This window comes from Paenibacillus sp. FSL H8-0332 (assembly GCF_037963835.1).
Classification (GTDB): domain Bacteria; phylum Bacillota; class Bacilli; order Paenibacillales; family Paenibacillaceae; genus Paenibacillus_AQ; species Paenibacillus_AQ rhizoplanae.
In genome coordinates, this window is record NZ_CP150145.1 from 5364106 (window position 1) to 5382620 (window position 18515).

Genomic DNA, 18515 nt, shown 5'->3' on the forward strand with positions numbered 1-18515 from the left:
CATTCTCAAATCTCTATAAATTTTGTGTGGATTTTACAAATAACCAGTGGTAAAATCTTCTTAATATTTTTCCTAGTAATCTTGACGGAAATAAACCGGATTAATAGAAAAGGAGAATCCGCCTACTGTCTATAGCAGGAGAGATGTAAGCCAGAACAAACATCATATTGTGGAGGGGATTACATTTGGAGTGGACAAAATTACCTCGTAAGCTATCATTACTAACTTTATCATTAGGTGTGGCTGCAAGTATGATTCCAGGCGCGGCATTCGCCGCCAGCAGCTTGAAGACACCCGTATCAGGCAATCATCTTCCAGCCTTAATTCCAGCGAATCAGTCTTATATTTCTCCACAGATTAACACCAAATCATCAAATCTTGTCCGGGTTATCGTTCAACTCAGCGGTCAGCCTGCCGCCGTCGGCAAATATGCTGCCAGACAAGGAATTACAGCGCTCGCCAATACAGCGACTGAAGCTGCGGTGAACAGCCAGCAGGAAGAAGTACTTGATAAGGCTGAAGCCAAGAAGATTGACCTCACTGTCAATTACAAGTACGACACGATTCTGAACGGCTTTGAAGTCACCGTTCCGGCTGACCGAATCCCTGAGCTGGCGAAGATCTCCGGCGTGTCTTCCATTTATCCGAACAGCACCTGGTATGCGCTCCCTGATCAGACAGTGACCGAAGTGACTTACAGAAACGATAATGCTCCCCTGAAGCAGATTCATGCAGACTGGGCGGCAGACCAAGGGATTAACGGAGCCGGACTGAAAGTCGGTGTGATTGACACCGGTGTTGACTACACGCACCCGGATATTGCCCCGGCTTATAAAGGCGGTTATGACTCCTTCTACCAGGACAATGACCCCTATGAAGAAGTCCCGCTTACTCCGGAAGAAGATACCGAATATGGCGTAGGCTATGCGGGTACTTCTCACGGTACACATGTATCGGGAACCATCATTGGTCAGTATGCAGCAACAGGCGATGTTGCGCAAAAGGGCGTTGCTCCGGGAGCGGAACTGTACGTCTACAAAGTATTGGGGCGCAATCTTGAGAAACCGAACACTTCCTCCGGATCTTCCGCTCAAGTCATTGATGGGATTGAACGTGCGGTTAAGGATGGCATGGATGTCATCAACTTGTCGCTCGGCTCCGATTCCGAGAAGGACGTGAATTCCCCTGACTCCATTGCGATTAATAACGCTGTACTCTCTGGAGTGACTGCTGTAATTGCTAATGGGAACAACGGAGAAGCGGGTTATTTCTCCATGGGCTCCCCGGCGGCCTCCCAATTGGGCATTTCAGTAGGTTCAGTGACCAGCCCTATTGACGCTTACTCCGGCGAATTCAAGGCAGAAATTGCAAACTCGGTAACTTCTGTTACTTACGATACCTACTTTCCATTCCATATGATGGCGTATGAGCTGGCAAATGATGATTTCGCCACTATCATTGGTACTAAGCCAGTACGTGTTGTGTACGCTGATCTTGGAGCAAAAGAAGATTACCCTGCTGAAGATATCAGCGGTTCCATCGTATTGGTATCACGTGGTGAACTGGGCTTTGTAGATAAAATTGCGAATGCTAAAGAGCGTAAAGCTAGAGCAATCGTAATTTTTAACGGAAATGCCCAAAAGGTGGATGGTAAGAGTGAAGCTATTCTAGACGAAGACTACAAAGACCGTAGTGACTTCATCGGTGTGAATTTAGGCAATGGATATCAGAACATTCCTACGTTTGACATCGAAGGCTCCAAAGGGCGCAAGTTAGCCAGAGCAATTCTGGCAAATGGTGATAATCCAACATATTTCACCTTTGGTTCAGAATATAACCATGAAATGACAACTGGTGATACAATGAGTAATTTCTCTTCATTAGGACCGAACTTTGACGGCAATCTGAGCATCAAGCCGGATATTGTAGCTCCCGGTGACGGAGTGCTGTCTACATGGCCAGCTTATGGCAAAGGTCATCCGGAAACAGATTATTCCAAAGCATACAATCGCATTAGCGGCACAAGTATGGCAACTCCGCATGTGGCTGGTTTGGCGCTGCTAATCAAACAGAAACATCCAGAGTATACACCATTCGATATTCGGGCCGCTCTGGCGAACACTGCAACTCCAATCCTTTACGAAGGCTCTCCTGAAGATTTATATCTTCAAGGTCCAGGACGCGCTAATGTTGAAGATGCCATTAACACTCCGGCACTACTGCAAGCCCTGGAGCCAATATCTATTCTGGACAAGAACTTTGTCCCTCAGAACGTAATTAACTACAATCCGTCCACAAGCTTTGGCACATTGCTGCCAGGTTCTGAAGCTACGAAAGTTCTGCAGTTGAAGAATATGAGCAATAGCACGCTCACCTATTCCGCTTCTGTGGAATGGAACTATGGTGATCCCAAGCATGTATCTGCGACTCTAGACAAGTCATCGGTAACTGCTGCTGGGAAAGGTGCCTCCACGTTCAACCTTAAGGTTAACATTGCTGCTGATACTAAGCCGCAAATGCTGCAGGGTAATATTGTACTGAAGGCAGATGGACAACCAAATCTTCCCGTTCTTCACTTGCCGTTTGCAATTAGTGTAGACAAGACAACAGAACAGCCTAGCTGGGGTACAGGCATTCAGGAAGCTGCACTAAGCCAGCCGATTGTCTACACCAATTCAGGTGCAGTTCTGAACTACAAGCTGAAAGCCAAAGATATTAACTACTATGAAGTAAATCTTATTGGCCTGGATGATATTAAGAAAGGCTCCTTCCAGGTATCCACCACAGGATCACCGGATCAATTCTTTGAGCCTGGCAACTATAGCACGGTTATATCATCCACCTATCACCCATATGACCACAATGGTGATCCAATTTTGGATGCTAACGGCAACCCTGCAGTAGCCGGTCTGACTGATGGGGTCTACAAGCTTGAGATTCTTGGAATCACTGCAGAGGACAACACGAAGACACCAATTAAGATCGACTACAACAATGATAAATACTACAGCACCTACACCTCATTCCGCTTTATCACTGTTTCTGACAGTGGAAGCGGCGGAAGCGGCGGTGGTGGAGGTGGCGGTACAGTAGTAACGCCGACTCCTGTAGTGGTTCCAGCTCCTGTGAAGTCCCTTGTTGAAGAAGGGGTTCAACAGGTAACGGTAACACCTCTAACTGCATCGAAGGATGGTGTAACGACAGTAACCGTCAGCGACAGCGATCTGAAGGCCGCTCTGGCCAAAGCCGCTACTGTCAAGACAGCCGTTGTTATCTCTCTTATCAGCATCTCAGATAAGTCTGCTGAACTGAGCCTGACTGCTGATCAGGTGAAATTACTGGCCGCCATTCAAGCAGGCAGCACCATTATCGTGAATATTGGCGGATCTGCTGTAGCCTTGCCGGTATCCTTACTTGCTGCTTCCCCTGCAGGCCAGAGCTTGAAGCTAATAATCAAGCAAGAGCCGGATGCAGCCAGCAAGCTGATTGCAGGTACTCCGGGTGCCAAGGTCATCGGAACCCCGGTATCCTATGAAGCTTCATGGACTACAGCTACAGGCAGCACTTACTTGAACGTTCCAACCAACGTATTCATCAAGCGCACCTTTACTGTACCTGGCAAGATTGAATCGAAGACCGCAGGTGTACTGTTTGAGAAAGATGGACTGGTGACCCCGGTTGCTTCTGTCTTCACACCACAGGCAGACGAAACAACCCTTGTGACAGTAAGCCGTCCTGGCTTCTCCGTGTATGCAGCAGTCAGCAAACCGGCAGCAGCCTTCACTGACATCGCTAACTCCAAATCAGCTGTTGCCATTCAGACGTTGGCCGACAAGCTGATCATCCAGGGAACCTCGGCAACTACTTTTGCGCCGCAGAGCAACCTGACCCGTGCTGAGTTCACAGCACTCTTGACCCGTGCACTGGGCCTTCGTACCGATACCAGCGTAACCTTCTCCGATGTGAAATCAACGGACTGGTACGCTAAGGATGTCGCCGCAGCCTCCAAGGCCGGTCTGATTCTGGGCATCGGCAATGGCAAGTTTGCACCTACGCAAAAAGTAACCCGTCAGGAACTCGCTGTCATTCTGGACAGAGCGGTGAAACTGACAGGCACTGAACTGAAGGCTGTTGCTAATCCTTCGTTCACAACTTACTCCGACAGTGCTAAGGTAGCCCCTTATGCCAAGGACAGTCTGCAAGCTCTGACCAAAGCCGGTATCTTCGCCAGCGAATCAGGCATTGCCTTCAATCCGGCCGCTCCGGCAACCCGTGAGACAGCAGCCGCTGCACTCTATGAATTGCTGAGCAAGAGCGGATTGATCGAGTAGTAGAATAAGCTTAAGAGGCTGTCTCAGTAGTCATTACATGACTACTCGGGACAGCCCTTTTTGTTTGGTTAAGACCCGCTTGAGTACTTGAACAGACGCTGCTACCATAATGTGCATACTACCTCTGATTGTATTTCCTACATTTGATTCTTAGATTTCCGCTTGATAATGCCCATTTAGAGAATTTCTACTGTTACAATGTGCAACAGATTCAAAAAAGAATAATCCCAGCAAAAAGCAGCGCACCGCCTCCAACAATAGAGACGGTGCGCTGCTTTACAAGCTTTTAAAGTCCTTATTTCATGCTATCTAAAAGTTCAGTCTCCCCGGAACGCCCGCTTCACGCGGTCGAAGAACGACTGCTCCTGCTCATGTGTGTTCTCTCCGTTGAAGGAAGCAAACTGGCGGAGCAGGTCCTTCTGCTCATCGCTGAGCTTGCTAGGCGTGACTACAATGACGCGGACATGCTGATCGCCGACGCCGTTGCCGCGCAGATGCGGAACCCCTTTGCCTTTGAGGCGGAAGAAGGTGCCAGTCTGGGTGCCTGCCGGGATCTTGAGCTTCACCTTCTCGGTCAGCGTTGGGATCTCAATCTCGTCACCAAGCGCCGCCTGAGCGAACGTCAAGGGAACCTCGCACATAATATCGTTGTTCTCGCGCTCGAAGAAATCATGATTCTTCACGCGGATCACAATGTACAGGTCTCCGGCCGGACCGCCGCGTGTGCCGCCTTCGCCTTCACCAGTCATGCGCAGCTGCGCGCCGTCATCGACACCGGCAGGGATACGCACATGGATCTTGCGCTGTCTCTTCACTTTGCCTTGACCTGCACAGGTGGTGCATTTCTCTTTGATGATTTTGCCTGTGCCGCTGCAATGGGAGCAGGGACGGCGGTTACGCATCTGTCCAAGCGGTGTATTCTGCACGAATTCCTGTTGCCCGCTGCCATGGCAGACGGAACAGGTCTCCGGCTTCGTACCCGGCTTGGCTCCGGAGCCAAAGCAGGTATCGCAGGTCTCCGTGCGCGGAATGGTAATATCGGTCTCTTTGCCGAACACCGCTTCCTTGAATTCAATGGTCATTGTATACTGCAAATCGCCGCCGCGCTGTGGCGCATTCGGATCACGCCGCCCACCGCCGCCGCCGAAGAACATATCGAAGATATCACCAAGACCGCCGAAATCTCCGCCACCGCCGCCAAAGCCGCCGCCCATTCCCTGATTAGGGTCAATATGCCCATATTGGTCATACCGCGCCCGCTGTTGCCCGTCACTCAGGACATCATAGGCTTCCTTAACCTCTTTGAACTTGGCCTCAGCATCACTGGCTTTATTCACATCGGGATGGTACTGGCGCGCCATCTTGCGGTAGGCCTTCTTCACTTCGTCTTCTGAAGCATCTCTTCCGAGGCCCAGAACCTCATAATAATCACGTTTATCTGCCACTGCTTTCACCTCCGTACATCGTTAATTTCCCCTATATACATGGTAAAAGGAAAGCCAAAACCCGGGATGCCCCGGTCTTGACCTTCCCTCTCACCACATTAGAATTTATCGTCTAAGGTTACCCTTGATTCTTCTCATCGTCAACCACTTCGTAATCCGCATCTACCACGTTATCCTTCTTGGCATTGCCTTCAGAAGCATCCTGACCCGCTTCAGCGGCCTGCTGTTCCTGTGCAGCCTGCTCATACAGTTTGACGGACAACTGCTGTACAATCTCATTCAGCGCCTCTGTAGCGGCAGTGATTTCTTCCAGGTTGTCGGTTTCCAGCGCAGCCTTCACCTTGTCCTTGGCTTCATTAGCTTTGTCGATCTCGGAAGCATCGACCTTGTCGCCCAGATCCTTGATTACTTTATCTGTGGAGTATACGAGCTGGTCAGCACCGTTCTTGGCTTCAACCAGTTCTTTACGCTTACGGTCTTCTTCAGCGTGCAGCTCGGCATCCTTCATCATCTGTTCCACTTCTGCGTCACTCAGACCGCTGGAAGAAGTGATGGTGATCTTCTGGCTCTTGTTGGTACCTTTATCTGTAGCAGAGACATTAACGATACCGTTGGCGTCGATGTCGAAGGTAACTTCGATCTGCGGTACGCCGCGCGGTGCCGGTGGAATCTCGTTCAGCATGAAGCGTCCCAGCGTCTTGTTGCCGTTCGCCATCTCGCGTTCACCCTGCAATACGTGGATTTCCACGCTAGGCTGGCTGTCTGCGAAGGTCGAGAACACCTGCGATTTGCTTGTAGGGATCGTAGTGTTGCGCTCAATCATCTTCGTGAACACGCCGCCTGCAGTTTCGATACCGAGGGACAGCGGAGTTACGTCGAGGAGTACTACGTCTTTTACATCCCCAGTCAGTACGCCCGCTTGAACAGCAGCACCCAGGGCTACTACTTCATCCGGGTTAACACCTTTGTGCGGATCTTTGCCTGTAAGTTTCTTAATCGCATCCTGTACGGCAGGAATACGAGTCGATCCGCCGACCAGTACGATTCTGTGCAGATCAGCAGGCGTCATACCAGCATCCTTCAGCGCTTGACGGGTAGGTCCCAGCGTGCGCTCAACCAGGCTTGCAGTCAGCTCGTCGAACTTGGCACGGGTCAGGTTGATCTCCAAGTGCTGAGGCACTCCGTCAACTACCGTGATGAACGGAAGCGATACTGTAGTTGTAAGTACGCCGGACAGCTCTTTCTTCGCTTTTTCCGCAGCATCCTTCAGACGTTGAACAGCCGCTTTGTCCTTGCTCAGGTCAATGCCCTGCTCTTTCTTGAATTCAGCTACGAGGTAATCCATAACCAGTTGGTCAAAATCATCCCCGCCCAGACGGTTGTCACCGCTGGTAGCCTTTACTTCAAAGAAGCCGTCGCCCAGTTCAAGAATGGATACGTCGAAGGTACCGCCGCCAAGGTCATAGACCAGGATGGTGTGATCTTCGGATTTCTCCAGACCGTAAGCAAGAGCAGCTGCTGTTGGCTCGTTGACAATACGCAGCACTTCAAGGCCAGCGATTTTGCCTGCATCCTTGGTAGCCTGACGCTGGCTGTCATTGAAATAAGCAGGAACTGTAATAACCGCCTGAGTTACCGTCTGGCCCAGATAGGCTTCAGCATCGGATTTCAGCTTCTGAAGAATCATAGCCGAGATTTCCTGTGCAGAATAGTCTTTGCCGTCAATGCTTTCTTTGTGGCCTGTACCCATGTGGCGCTTGATCGAAGCGATCGTACGGTCCGGGTTCGTGATGGCCTGGCGTTTTGCCGTTTCACCGACGATACGCTCGCCGTCTTTCTTGAAGCCTACAACCGATGGGGTTGTACGCGCGCCTTCCGGATTCGGGATAACGACGGCTTCGCCGCCTTCCATAACGGCAACGCAAGAGTTCGTGGTTCCTAAGTCAATACCGATAACTTTACTCACTGTAATGTGCCTCCTCAGAAATAATGTGAAGCCCGGGGCTTCATCCATTTTTTATTATCTTATATAGAACAGAACTACATGCTGACTTTGACCATGGCCGGACGAAGAACCTTATCCTTCAGGAGATAGCCCTTCTGGACCTCTTCCGTCACGATGCCTTCCTCGTGCTCCTCGCTCTCCACCTGCATGATCGCCTGATGATATTCAGGGTTAAATGGCTGTCCTACCACTTCCATGGCTGTAAGTCCTTCAGACATAAGGACTCCCTCCAGCTGCCGGAAAATCATATTCACGCCTTTGATGAACGCTTCAGCGTCTGCACCTGCTGCAGGAGTCGCCAGTGCGCGTTCAAAGTTATCCATTACCGGAAGCAGCTCGGTTACAAGCTTAGACGTTGCGTACTTCGCCAGCTCTTCCTTTTCTTTCTGGGTCCGGCGGCGGAAGTTATCGAAATCAGCCTGCACACGCAAAGTGCGCGCCTGATGTTCATCTGCAAGCTCCTGCAGCTTTCTGTATTCCTCATTGTCTGAAGCCGCCTCGCCGGCCTCTTCAGCCGTAAATGAGCCGCTGTCTGCTCCAGCTTCAGCCTCATCGGCCGCCTGGTTCTCATTCACCTTAGGATCATTCTTCTCATTCATTTCTTGAACCTTTTCCTCTTTCAAGTTGTCTTCACCTCCTTAATATCATTCACGATGGACTAGTACACTCTGTTCACTTATACCAGTGTGCCAGCATCGCTGTCAAATCCCGGGATAGAATCCCCAGAATACCCATTACTCGCGCGTACTCCATACGGGTCGGGCCGAGGATGCCGATGCTCCCAAGCGGCTTACCGTCCAGTGAATAGGTCGCGGTAATCAGACTACAGTTGGCAAAAGCCTCATGCTTATTCTCTGTACCTATGCGCACTTGCATTCCTGTTCCGCCGCTGGCCGGGGTAAGCATTTTGAGCAGGGTAGGTGTCTCTTCCAGCAGATCCAGAATAGTCTTCACCTTATCGACGTCCTTGAACTCCGGCTGGGTGAGCATATTCGTAGCTCCGCTTAGGTAGATACGCTGTTCATGGTCGCTCTCAAGCGCCGTATCCAGCACCTGCATTAATTCTTCATAGTGGGAGATGTGGCGCTGCATTTCTTCACCCAGCTCGGAATAGAGCTGACTCTTCAGCTTGTAGAGCGGTACATTGACCAGCTTGCTGTTCAACAGATTAACGACCTTCTCCATCTCGGATACTGATATCTCCGGAGGAAGGCTTACGGTCTTGTTCTCTACCTGCCCGGTGCTGGTAACGATAATCGCCACAGCGGTCTTGTCATCGAGCGGAAGCAGCTGGAAATGGCGCAATGAAGTATGAAAAACCTCCGGTCCAAGCAGGATGGAAGTATAATTCGTCATATTGGAAAGAATCATTGCCGCATGTTGGATGACCTGCTCCGTAGCATTCAGCTTCTCTGCGAAAAAAGCGCGGATCGTGCCCAGTTCGGCCGTTTCGGCGGAATTCCACGGTACCAGATGATCCACATAATAGCGGTAGCCCTTATGGGACGGGATTCTCCCCGCCGAAGTATGAGGTTGCTCCAGATAACCCAGATCCTCCAGATCGGCCATTTCGTTGCGGATCGTGGCAGGACTGTAGCCCACATCCCCGCGTTTCGAGATACTGCGCGAGCCTACCGGCTCAGCGGAAGAAATATAATCATCGACAATGGCATTCAGTATCATTCTCTGGCGTTCAGTTAACATGTTATTCCCTCCTATCCGGCTGTGGCTCCGATTCGTTAGCACTCTAACGAGATGAGTGCTAACCACTAATACAAAAATACCAAACTGACCTCGGCATTGTCAAGTGAGTTCAGCAACTTGATTGCGCCTATTTTAGTTAAAGCAATATAACATCCATACATCCATCAGGCATCATTGTTGTACGTTGTGCTTGTATCTGCAAAAAACCACTGTTCTCCGGGAAGCTGATGCTTCAGGGTGACAGTGGTTTCTTATTATATAGTTTACCGGGGCTATGGCCCGCCGGATTAGTCCAGTCTCTTCAGCACGGCGATCTCGTCGCAGGCATGCTGCTTCTTGCAGTTCACACAATCGGTCCAGACCTTCTCGGGGAAAATCTCCTTCTGCACCACATCGAAGCCGTTCTTAAGGAAGAAGTCCACGGCATAGGTCAGTGCCATAATCTTCGGGATTCGCTGCCGTCTGGCTTCTTCAACCAGCTTCTCCAGAATCATCGTGCCTACGCCCTTGCCCTTGCCTTCATCACGCAGTCCAATGGAACGGACCTCAACAAGATCACTTCCGAGCCGGAACAAGGAACCGCAGCCGACAAATTTTCCGCCGATCTCGGCGATCACGAACTGGTCGATCTGGCGGGTCAGTGCTTGCCTTGAACGGGGCAGCATAATCCCCTGCCTGGCATACTCCTCTATCATCAGATACAGCGGCTCTACATCTTCCACCGTAGCATTTCTGCATATCACTTGCTGCTCCCCCGCAGGAGAAGCCTTTTGGAAATGATCCGTTTTGACAAGCACCTTGACTCACCCCTCGTTGTTAATATGAATAAATATACAACAGAGTGAATTACAATTCAAGAGGTATTTCAAAATTAAACCTCTGTCAAAGCACCGACAAATTCCCCGAAAACATCGTTGCCAAACAGGATTCCCTGCTTGCTCAGGCGATAGGTGTCCCCGGCCTGCTCCAGCAGTCCTGCCTTCAGCATTTTATGCAGCGGTGCGGCAAAAACAGCCTCCAGCGGCTTCCCGAACTGCGAGCGGAACGCTGCATCCGATACCCCTTCGCGCATCCGCAGGCCGACCATCATGAAATCCTCCATCGCCTCCTGCTCGGAGATCTCAAAGCTGTCCAGACGTGGCAGCCCGCTGCGCGAAGCCTCGTTATACGGGTTCACGCCCTTGATATTCATGTGCCGCTGCCGGCCCACATATCCATGTGCCCCTGCTCCAAGGCCATAATAATCCTCGTTGCGCCAGTACGTTATATTGTGGCGGCTCTCCAGCCCCGGCTTGGCAAAGTTACTGATCTCATACTGCGTATACCCTGCGGCCTCCATAGTAGACATAAGCAGCAAATACATCGCCAGCTCATCCTCTTCATTCGGCAGCGGAAGCTTGTTCTTGTTGAACAGGGTGTGGAACAGCGTGTTCTCCTCCACCTTCAGGCTGTAGATGGAATAATGCGGAAGATCCAGCGCCAGCGCCTTGTCAATGCTCTCTCTGAGCATATCCACCGTCTGGTTCGGCAGGCCGAACATCAGATCCAGCGACAGGTTATCCAGACCAACCGCACGGGCATTCTCCAGACTGCGGTATACGTCGTTCACATCATGAATCCGGCCGATTCCGCTCAGCAGCTCATTCTGGAAGGCCTGCACCCCGAAGCTGACCCGGTTGACGCCGCCTTCCTTCATGACTCTGAGCTTGTCGATATCCGTTGTGCCAGGATTAGCTTCCATCGAGAATTCAATATGCTCATCCCACTGCGGGAAATGCCTGCGGACCGATTGCAGAAAATAAGCCATCTCATCAGGCTTCAGTACAGTAGGCGTACCCCCGCCGACAAAAATCGTCTTGATCACACCAGGAGGCGTATGTTGCACGGTCAGTTCCATTTCACGGTCAAGTGCATGGAGATAGTCCATCACCGGCTGGTCCTTCAGCACATAAGAATTGAAATCACAATAGAAGCATTTATTGGTGCAAAACGGAATGTGAATATATACGGCCTCAGGGGGACGGCCATTGTGTGCAGTGTTCGTAGCTGTATTCATGAGCTGTCTCCTTTGTTCTATTAATATACAGGCCTTCCACAGCACCTGCTGCTGAAAAGCAAGAAGAAACGGCTGCACCGCCCTGCGTAGGACGGCACCCGTTTCTGTGATAAACCGAAAGCTCCGGGAGGAGCTTATATGCTGCTACTCAATCTGAAGCACAGCCATGAACGCTTCCTGCGGCACCTCGACGCTGCCGACCTGCTTCATGCGCTTCTTGCCTTCCTTCTGCTTCTCCAGCAGCTTCCGCTTACGCGAAATATCGCCGCCGTAGCATTTGGCTAATACGTTCTTGCGCATCGCCTTAACAGTCTCACGCGCGACCACCTTCGTGCCGACGGATGCCTGAATCGGCACCTCGAACATCTGGCGCGGGATAATGCCGCGCAGCTTCTCACAGATGACCCGGCCGCGGTTATAGGCGCGGTCGCGGTGAACGATGAAGGACAGTGCATCGACCTGCTCATTATTCAGCAGGATATCCATCTTGACGAGATTGGACTGGCGGTAACCGGAGATCTCGTAATCATAGGATGCATAACCCTTCGTGCCGGATTTCAGCTGGTCGAAGAAGTCGTAGACGATCTCGGATAACGGAATCTCGTACGTAATGGTTACACGGTTGCTGTCCAGATACTCCATATTGACGAATTCGCCGCGTTTGTTCTGGCATAGCTCCATAACAGTACCCACGAAGTCGTTAGGCACAATAATTCCCGCTTTGACATACGGCTCTTCGATGAAGTCAATCGTCCCGATCTCCGGATAATGCGACGGATTGTCGATCTGGATGGTCTCCCCGTTGGTCAGCTTAATGCGGTAAATTACGCTCGGCGCGGTAGTAATCAGCGGCAGATTGAACTCGCGTTCGATCCGCTCCTGAATAATCTCCATATGCAGCAGTCCCAGGAAGCCGCAACGGAAGCCAAAGCCCAGGGCACTGGAGCTCTCCGGCTCGAAGCTCAGGGAAGCGTCGTTCAGCTGCAGCTTCTCCAGCGCTTCACGGAGATCATTATAATCGGAAGTCTCAATCGGATAGAGACCGCAATAGACCATCGGATTAATCCGGCGGTAGCCCGGCAGCGGTTCAGCGGTCGGATTCTTGGCATCCGTCACCGTATCCCCGACACGGGTGTCGCCTACGTGCTTGATCCCGGCCACAATGAAGCCGACATCGCCGATGTTCAGCTCCGGCACAATGGTCATGCGCGGCATGAAGGCTCCGACCTCGATAACCTCAAAGGTCTTGTCGGTAGCCATCATCTTAATCTTGGAACCGGCACGGATACTGCCGTCCATTACACGGACATAGACGATAACGCCCTTGTACGGGTCAAAATGGGAGTCGAAGATCAGTGCCTTGAGCGGCTCTTCCGAGTTGCCTGTCGGCGCCGGAACCTGCTTCACGACCTGCTCCAGTATCTCCTTGATGCCGATGCCTGCCTTGGCGGAAGCCAGCACAGCTTCACTGGCATCCAGCCCGATGACATCTTCAATCTCCTGCTTCACGCGTTCGGCGTCTGCATTCGGAAGATCGATTTTGTTGAGTACCGGAAGAATCTCCAGATTGTTGTCGAGCGCCAGATACACGTTAGCCAGCGTCTGGGCTTCAATCCCCTGCGCCGCATCCACTACCAGCAGTGCGCCTTCACAGGCTGCCAGACTGCGGGATACCTCATAGGTGAAATCGACATGCCCCGGTGTATCAATCAGATTCAGATAATAATCCTGTCCGTCATCGGCACGGTACGTCAGGCGTACGGCCTGCAGCTTGATAGTGATGCCGCGCTCGCGCTCCAGATCCATCTGATCCAGAACCTGCTCCTGCATTTCACGTGAAGTGAGCGCACCCGTATACTCCAGAATGCGGTCAGCCAGTGTCGATTTGCCATGGTCTATATGTGCAATAATCGAGAAATTGCGAATTTGTTGTTGTCGTTTCTGAACGTCAGTCATTCCTTACCCCCACAGACAGCCTAATTTTAATCCACTTATTATAACAGTACGGGCTTCGCCCATCAATCCCGCCAGCCGCTGGAAAAGAAAGAAACCGCCTGGACCCTCTACAATCGCAGGCTGAATCCTGCAAAAAAACACAAAAACGGGTGCGGGCTTCCATCCTCCGCAACCGTTTGTGTCCTAAACCTCATTCCGGCCCGGGGGATTCCGGGCAATTCCCGCTCACTCCTCCGAAGAGTCGAAGAGTGAGACCACCCAGCGGATGCCCTTCTGCGAAGCCTGCTGAAGCAGGCCGGCAGTCTTATCCGCCAGCACATCCACAGTCGGCTTCTGCTCCTCCGGAATCAGAATCTGCTCGGGACTGAGCGCAGAGTAGTCCTTCACCTCCTGCTGCGGGAGACTGCCTGTGCCGCCAGCCGTCTGCGCCGGTGTACCTGCAACCGGCTGCTGGATGGGCAGTGCGGTGTAAGCACCCGTTACAGGATCAATAGTTACGGGCACGTATACATAAGCCTGACCACCCGGGGTCGTACTGGCAGCCGGAACATACGCTGTCCCGGCCGTGCCGTTCTGTCCAGCCGGAAGCTGCCTGCCAGCCGCGCTGCTCCCGGCTGGCTTGCTCCAGTCCGGCAGGATGCCGGAGACTCCCGAACCGCCGCCGAACTGCAGGCCGACCAACAGCCCCACGCCCGCCCATATTCCGACCATTACCAGCTTTTTACCGAACCGTGTCATAGTCTCCGCTCCTTTTCAGCTATAATCCGTTCAGGAACCTGTTGATGTCTCTGCCCCGGTGCCTCCAGACTGCGTACTGCCCTGATCTGGCGCAGCCGCCTTCTCGGCATCCCGGCTGCTCCAGTACACATCAGCAATCGCATCCGCCAGAAGATCCGCCGTCCGCTTCAGTTCATCGGCGCTGTTGTCAATTCCGCCTACCTCAATCAGCACACTGTTCGGGGACAACGTCTGGTTATATTCCCCATTATTCCCGTTTCCGGACGATTTCCCCCATATCCCGCGTGAAATTCCAGGATAATTTTTCTCCAGCAGCTGATGGATTTTATTTGCGAAGGCCTCGTTTTGTTTCCAGTTTTTATTCGCATGCCCCAAAATAAAATACACCTGGGCATAATTTTTACCGTTAATCACGGCCGTTGTTTTGCCGTGCCGCTGCGAATCGCGGTGGATATCAATCAGCTCACTCATCTTCTGATTGGAGGCCATGGCCGATTTCACGGTCATACGTGAATATTTATAAGAGAAGTTCCAGTTGTAGCCCGGTACCGCCGTAGCATAATCCTCCTGCGCATGGACCGTCCCGATCCCGCGTTCTTCCAGTCTCTTGGCAATATAGGAGCCTACCAGCATGACATTCTTGGAAGGAACCGCCGAGCTTGGGTTGTCGTTCTGTGCGCCAAGCAGTGGATTATACGCCTCCCGGGGATGGGAATGATAGACGAGAATACGCTTGACCGAAGTATCTCCCGTGCCGTTCTCGGCATCTCCGCTTCCGGAGTAACCCTCGTCAGGTTCTGTACCGGGCGGGTCTGGAATAGGCGAAGCCTCGGGCTGTACCACTCCTTCCCCTGGACTGTCATGGCCATTACCAGTCTCTGTACCATTCCCTGAATCCGGGAGGGCTCCAGGGTTGCCCCCTGCTCCCGGCTCTTCTCCGGTAGCCAGTTCATCTCCCCCCGGATGATAGTCCGCCGGCGCTCCTGTACTTCCTCCTGAGCCTTGCCGCAGCAGGAAGGGATCTTCGGCAGCTAGTCCGGGCATCTCACGCGAGACCAGACTCTTGGGATCACCGGGATCGACACTGGTCAGCAGCCGGAATACGAAGGAGGTCACCTTGTCCCCGGAGAAGGCTGAAGGCTCCTCGCCCTTCGGCAGATGGGGAACCTCCATGCCCAGCAGCTCCATGAAGAATCCGCTGGACAGCGAAGCAGCGAGACCCTTCATAGAAGGAATGGGTGAAGAGTTCAGCTTTTGCCCGGCCAATCCGCCAGCTCCAAGCAGCATGAACAACACAAGCGAACCTCCGGCCAGCAGCAGCATCGTCCTTCCCAGCGACAGAATATCCATCAGCCGTCCGCGCAGCCGCCCTATATTCCATAGCTGAAACCATTTTCTGTTCATGATTGTTATGTCCTCCTCTAAGCCCTCTGTAATCTCTCATACTCCAAATCTATGAGCGGAAGGGTTATGCTAGAACCACAGAATGAGAGATAGCAGGGAGCATAATAGAGAGGCGAAGCGTCGACACTTGCAAAAAGCCCGCAACCGGCTCTGCCTTGCGGCAGACGGTGCGGGCCAGGTGATAAGTTACAAATCAGTGAGTGTAAGCTCCGACATTGCCCGGATCTACCGCTTCATGCAGTGCAGCGTTAAGGCCGCTTGCCACAATATTGGCGATATCTTCAATGAATTCATCAATCTCCTTGGGGGTAACAATCAGGTCATGCCCCAGAGGTTCGAGCACTTCCTTCACCAGGGCCAGCCGCTCCTGCTCAGAGATATCGTCAAGGAGACCCATGATCTCTTTGGTATGGGCACCCCCGTCAGCCATCTGCCCGAAATGCGTCCGCATCATCTCAAGCACATTGTTGACGATGGTGGAGGCATAGCAGACTGTAGGAACGCCGATGGCGATGCAGGGAACGCCCAGCACTTCCTTGGTCAGCCCCCTGCGCTTGTTCCCTATGCCTGAGCCGGGGTGAATACCGATATCGGCAATTTGGATCGTTGTATTAATTCTTTCCAGCGAACGGGAGGCCAGCGCATCAATGGCAATAATGACATCCGGACGGGTCCGGTCCACAATCCCCTGAACGACTTCACTCGATTCAACCCCTGTCAGCCCAAGCACTCCGGGTGCTATCGCACTCACATTCCGGTAACCGGGCGAGATCTGATCGGGCATCAGCTCATAGAACTGCCGGGTAATCAGCGCATTCTCCACGACCAGCGGCCCCAGCGAGTCTGGCGTCACATTCCAGTTGCCGAGGCCTACGATCAGCACCTTGGAATCGCGGCCGATGCCGATTTTGTCCAGGAACTGCTCGAATTCACGGGCAAACACAATGGAGACCTTCTGCTGCAGACCGGTGTCCCCTCCGCGCAAACCAGGCACCTCAAGGGTCACGTAATTGCCGATGGCCCGTCCGATAGCCTGAGAACCGGCAGGGTCCGCTACAGAAAGCCTGGTAACCTTGATACCATCCGCTTCTTCCACTTCTTCATTAACGCCGGGGATCGGAGCATTGGCGTGCCGCTCTGCCATTTCCTTCGCTTCCACCGCCAAATCCGTCCGTACCGAATACAGCTGAAGATCCAGTTCCATTCTTAGTTCAGCCTCCTTTTGCATATTGCTGATAGTGTGCGAGAGAAAGCCTCTGTTTATACAAACCGCTCTGAGGGAATTACAATGCTTTTTATATTGCTTTTTGCCACCCTTCATGCTAAACTATTTTAAGTTGTGAATCATTTGTTGATTTCGAATGTCTTTCAGGAGGTGAATGCAATGCCAAATATCAAATCCGCGGTAAAACGTGTCAAGACGATCGAGAAACGTCGTGCACTGAACGCTTCCCAGAAGTCCGCGCTTCGTACAGCTGTGAAAACTGCTGATGTAGCACTGACAGGTACGGAAGTTGAAACTGCTCACGCTGCTTTCCAAGTGGCTTCCAAAAAGCTGGACAAGGCTGTTTCTAAAGGTCTGGTTCATAAAAATGCGGCTGCCCGCAAAAAATCCCGCTTGGCTAAGAAATTGAACGCTCTTAAGGCTCAAGCCTAAGCCAAGGGCGACAATCATAACGAGCAATTGAAGAACCTGACCGCTATGCTGCATACGGTTAGGTTTTTTTATGCTCGTTATGTTCATTCATTGAATTCCGCCCTACAATCAAAGAGCCTGCCCGCCCGCGTCTATCACGGGATGGGCAGGCTCTTTGATTAACTACAGGAGATGCCGCCTTCGCTTTATTCAGGCTCCAAGGCGCAGCATGAACATCTCCAGCCCCAGCACCTTATCGATGGCCCCCGTCTTCATCTGATAATCCAGATCGGCCAGAACACTCAGGATCTGCCGCAGCCGCTGGCTTCCGAACTTATGGGCCTGCTCGCCGGCCAGCTTCACTGCATACGGATGCAGTCCAAGCTGGGAGGCAATCTGTCCTTGCGAATAGCTCAGGGCTGACAAATCCTTGACCTGCAGGATGATTCTGAACTGCCGGGCAATCAGCGAAGCAATCTTGATCGGCTCCTCCCGCTGCTTGAGCAGCTCATAGAGCGTATTCAGCGCCTTGTCCAGGCGCAGATTTGCAATATCCTCCACCAGCGTGAAAATGTTCTGCTCAGTCCCCCGGTGAACCAGACTCTCCACTGCTGCCGCATCCACCCGCCCGCCAGTACCGGCGAACAGGCACAGCTTGTCCATCTCCGCAGACAGGCCCTGGAGTCCGGTTCCGCTGCTTGCGATCAACGCTTCCGCCGTCCCCGGCGCAAGGGAGCAGCCGCGTTCGCGGAAGCCTTTCTCCACCCAGCGCAGCAGCTCCTCTGCACCCAGGGGATTGAAGGCCAGCACGGTGCCGGTGGCCTTGATGCTTTTGACGATTTTTTTGCGTTCATCCAGCTTATCGCCGTTCACCATAAATACAATCACGCTGAATTCGGCAGGGTGCTGCATATATTCGCTCAGCATCTCCACGTTATGTTCCAGCTTGGCCTTCTCCTTACCTGCCGTGAACAGGGCCGCATCCCGCACCAGCAGGAGCTTGCGTTCTACCATGAACGGAACCGTCTCCGCCTCTTCAATGACAGCCTGAACCGGAGTTTCGGAGAGATCGAACGGGATTACCGCGAAATCGCGGTCTTCTTTGGCTATCAGGTGTTCCTCCAGCATGGCCGCGAATTCATTCATCCGGAACTTCTCACTGCCGTACAGCAGGTACAGCGGGGAGACCTTTCCTTGCTTGATGTCTTTGGCCGCCGTTTTGGCATCCATCCTGCCACTT

Annotated in this window: 13 protein-coding genes; 2 read left to right on the plus strand and 11 right to left on the minus strand. The window is 52.4% G+C overall.

All coding sequences use genetic code 11. From position 1 onward, the window contains the following. The first annotated feature begins 251 nt into the window (after positions 1-251). Positions 252-4331, plus strand: a complete 4080-nt coding sequence (locus tag NST43_RS23175; RefSeq protein ID WP_339219634.1) for a S8 family serine peptidase — start codon at positions 252-254, stop codon at positions 4329-4331. Positions 4332-4648: 317 nt separating this feature from the next. Here NST43_RS23175 and dnaJ read toward each other — a convergent pair whose 3' ends face one another. The 10 genes from dnaJ to gpr form a co-directional block, all read right to left on the minus strand. Continuing rightward, positions 4649-5776, minus strand: coding sequence for a molecular chaperone DnaJ (dnaJ, locus tag NST43_RS23180; protein WP_209987739.1), 1128 nt, complete (start codon positions 5774-5776; stop codon positions 4649-4651). Positions 5777-5894: 118 nt separating this feature from the next. After that, entirely contained in the window at positions 5895-7742 is a 1848-nt protein-coding gene (gene dnaK, locus NST43_RS23185) for a molecular chaperone DnaK (RefSeq protein WP_209987736.1), read from the minus strand. A gap of 74 nt (positions 7743-7816) precedes the next feature. Next, a complete protein-coding gene (gene grpE, locus NST43_RS23190; RefSeq protein WP_339219635.1) occupies positions 7817-8404 on the minus strand; it encodes a nucleotide exchange factor GrpE in 588 nt (195 codons plus the stop codon). 49 nt (positions 8405-8453) lie between these two features. Continuing rightward, on the minus strand, positions 8454-9485 hold the full coding sequence (hrcA, locus tag NST43_RS23195) for a heat-inducible transcriptional repressor HrcA (protein ID WP_209987733.1): 1032 nt from the start codon (positions 9483-9485) through the stop codon (positions 8454-8456). A gap of 287 nt (positions 9486-9772) precedes the next feature. Next, the gene (locus NST43_RS23200; protein WP_209987730.1) at positions 9773-10282 is read right to left on the minus strand and encodes an N-acetyltransferase; all 510 of its coding nucleotides are present in this window, start codon (positions 10280-10282) and stop codon (positions 9773-9775) included. Between the two features lie 74 nt (positions 10283-10356). Next, on the minus strand, positions 10357-11541 hold the full coding sequence (hemW, locus tag NST43_RS23205) for a radical SAM family heme chaperone HemW (protein ID WP_339219637.1): 1185 nt from the start codon (positions 11539-11541) through the stop codon (positions 10357-10359). A gap of 144 nt (positions 11542-11685) precedes the next feature. Then, positions 11686-13497 (minus strand): translation elongation factor 4, encoded by a 1812-nt coding sequence (lepA, locus tag NST43_RS23210; protein WP_209987723.1) that lies wholly within the window; start codon positions 13495-13497, stop codon positions 11686-11688. Positions 13498-13722: 225 nt separating this feature from the next. Continuing rightward, positions 13723-14235, minus strand: a complete 513-nt coding sequence (locus NST43_RS23215; RefSeq protein ID WP_339219639.1) for a hypothetical protein — start codon at positions 14233-14235, stop codon at positions 13723-13725. Positions 14236-14265: 30 nt separating this feature from the next. After that, complete coding sequence (gene spoIIP, locus NST43_RS23220) at positions 14266-15639, minus strand: stage II sporulation protein P (protein WP_339219640.1); 1374 nt, start codon at positions 15637-15639, stop codon at positions 14266-14268. A gap of 193 nt (positions 15640-15832) precedes the next feature. Continuing rightward, positions 15833-16843, minus strand: a complete 1011-nt coding sequence (gene gpr, locus NST43_RS23225; protein ID WP_209987717.1) for a GPR endopeptidase — start codon at positions 16841-16843, stop codon at positions 15833-15835. Positions 16844-17023: 180 nt separating this feature from the next. Here gpr and rpsT point away from each other — a divergent pair, with 180 nt between their 5' ends. Further along, on the plus strand, positions 17024-17296 hold the full coding sequence (gene rpsT, locus NST43_RS23230; RefSeq protein ID WP_209987712.1) for a 30S ribosomal protein S20: 273 nt from the start codon (positions 17024-17026) through the stop codon (positions 17294-17296). Positions 17297-17485: 189 nt separating this feature from the next. On the opposite strand, the gene holA is transcribed toward rpsT, so the two are convergent. Next, positions 17486-18505 (minus strand): DNA polymerase III subunit delta, encoded by a 1020-nt coding sequence (gene holA / locus NST43_RS23235; RefSeq protein WP_209987711.1) that lies wholly within the window; start codon positions 18503-18505, stop codon positions 17486-17488. Positions 18506-18515 lie beyond the last annotated feature (10 nt).

Excerpts from the sequence above, each read along its gene's own strand:
- NST43_RS23175 (WP_339219634.1), top strand. The coding sequence starts at position 252 with ATGATTCCAGGCGCGGCATTCGCCGCCAGCAGCTTGAAGACACCCGTA.
- holA (WP_209987711.1), bottom strand. The coding sequence starts at position 18,505 with ATGGATGCCAAAACGGCGGCCAAAGACATCAAGCAAGGAAAGGTCTCC.
- rpsT (WP_209987712.1), top strand. The coding sequence starts at position 17,024 with ATGCCAAATATCAAATCCGCGGTAAAACGTGTCAAGACGATCGAGAAA.
- hemW (WP_339219637.1), bottom strand. The coding sequence starts at position 11,541 with ATGAATACAGCTACGAACACTGCACACAATGGCCGTCCCCCTGAGGCC.
- NST43_RS23215 (WP_339219639.1), bottom strand. The coding sequence starts at position 14,235 with ATGACACGGTTCGGTAAAAAGCTGGTAATGGTCGGAATATGGGCGGGC.
- lepA (WP_209987723.1), bottom strand. The coding sequence starts at position 13,497 with ATGACTGACGTTCAGAAACGACAACAACAAATTCGCAATTTCTCGATT.
- gpr (WP_209987717.1), bottom strand. The coding sequence starts at position 16,843 with ATGGAACTGGATCTTCAGCTGTATTCGGTACGGACGGATTTGGCGGTG.
- hrcA (WP_209987733.1), bottom strand. The coding sequence starts at position 9,485 with ATGTTAACTGAACGCCAGAGAATGATACTGAATGCCATTGTCGATGAT.
- spoIIP (WP_339219640.1), bottom strand. The coding sequence starts at position 15,639 with ATGAACAGAAAATGGTTTCAGCTATGGAATATAGGGCGGCTGCGCGGA.